Source organism: Persicitalea sp. (genome assembly GCF_041751555.1).
In the GTDB taxonomy this organism is placed as follows: Bacteria; Bacteroidota; Bacteroidia; order Cytophagales; family Spirosomataceae; genus Persicitalea.
This window is the reverse complement of sequence record NZ_JBGSXF010000009.1, coordinates 1-1,706: the sequence shown is the minus strand read 5'-3', so window position 1 is coordinate 1,706 and position 1,706 is coordinate 1. Positions and strand designations below refer to the sequence as shown.

1 protein-coding gene is annotated in these 1,706 nt (G+C 53.6%); it reads left to right on the top strand.

What is annotated here, in order from left to right:
* Positions 1-1,507 (top strand): DUF1501 domain-containing protein (locus ACEW8P_RS00340; protein WP_373511123.1); only part of this gene is annotated, 1,507 nt, incomplete at its 5' end.
* Positions 1,508-1,706: the final 199 nt, after the last annotated feature.

The following is a 1,706-nucleotide window of genomic DNA, read 5'->3' as shown; positions in this document are numbered from 1 at the left end:
CGAATTCCGGCTGCATACGCCTGAATTCAATAAGTTGAACGATAAACTCGATCGTCGTCACTTCCTGACGAAGACTTCGATGGGTTTGGGGGCGTTGGCGTTGGGTTCGTTGTTTGGAGCTAGTAAATTGTTTGGTTCGGGCGCGGCGGGGGCTGCCTCGCAAAAGCCTGGTGAACTGTCGGAAGATTCGCAGGAAGCCATCCTGCGGGCTCTGCCTCATTTTGCGCCTAAGGCGAAGCGCGTTGTGTATCTTTTCATGAGCGGTGGCCCGTCGCAGTTCGAAACTTACGACTACAAGCCCAAGCTGAACGAAATGTTTGGCAAAGATCTGCCCGACTCGGTGCGGAAAGGCCAACGACTTACGGGCATGAGTGCCAGCCAGAGTAGGCTGCCGATTGCGCCGTCGGTCTATAAATTTGCGCAGCACGGAAAGTCCCAGACTTGGGTGAGCGAATTAATGCCCTACACGGCCCAGGTTGTAGACGACCTCTGTTTTGTCAAATCAATCTACACCGACGCCATCAACCACGACCCGGCCATTACCTTTTTCCAGACGGGTAGCCAACTACCGGGTCGCCCGTCCATTGGCTCTTGGGTAAGCTACGGGTTGGGTTCCGATAACCAGAATCTACCGACATTTATTTCGCTGGTATCCAAAAATGCTAGCGGTCAGCCGCTTTACGCGCGGCTGTGGGGCAACGGTTTTTTGCCCACCGAACACCAGGGCGTGCAGTTCCGTTCAGGCAAAGACCCGGTGCTGTTCCTGAATAATCCAGAAGGTTACGACGGGGCCGATCGCCGCGAGATGTTGCAATATCTGAAGCAACTCAACGACCTGCAAAACGCCGCTATCGGCGATCCAGAAGTTGACGCCCGTATCGCGCAATACGAAATGGCTTACCGGATGCAGACTTCGGTGCCGGAAGTTATGGACACCTCCGACGAGCCGAATTCGACCTTCGAGATGTACGGTCCGGATAGTCGCGACTCAGGTACTTATGCGGCCAACTGTCTGCTGGCCAGAAAACTACTTGAAAAAGATGTAAAATTCGTGCAGCTCTACCACCAGGGTTGGGATCAGCACGGTGGCTTGCCAGGCGGTATTAAGCACCAATGTAAAAACACCGATCAGGCCACGGCGGCCCTGGTCAAAGACCTCAAACAGCGCGGCATGCTGGAAGACACGCTCGTGATATGGGGCGGAGAATTTGGCCGAACGGTCTATTCGCAGGGTCAGTTGACGGAGACTGACTACGGTCGCGATCACCACCCGCGTTGCTTCACGATGTGGATGGCCGGAGCAGGCGTCAAGCCTGGCATCAGCTACGGCGAGACGGACGATTTTAGCTATAACATCACGCAGAATCCCGTCCACGTCCACGACTTCCAGGCTACGATGATGCACCTGTTAGGTGTCGACCACGAACGACTGACTTACAAGTTCCAGGGCCGCCGCTTCCGCCTGACGGACGTTCACGGGAAGGTAGTTAAAGATATTTTGTCTTAATGGTCAGAATATCAAACCCATGACTGATTTGACTATCATTCTGATCTGACAAAAATGCCGAAGGCCCGCTTCGTTTGAAGCGGGCCTTCGGCGTACTGTGGATATATGTAATTTATCAATCGGCAGACGCTTCGAGTTCACGGATATCGTCTTTGTCCAATTGCAGAGAAGCTGCCGCCGCATTTTCTTCCAAATGTTT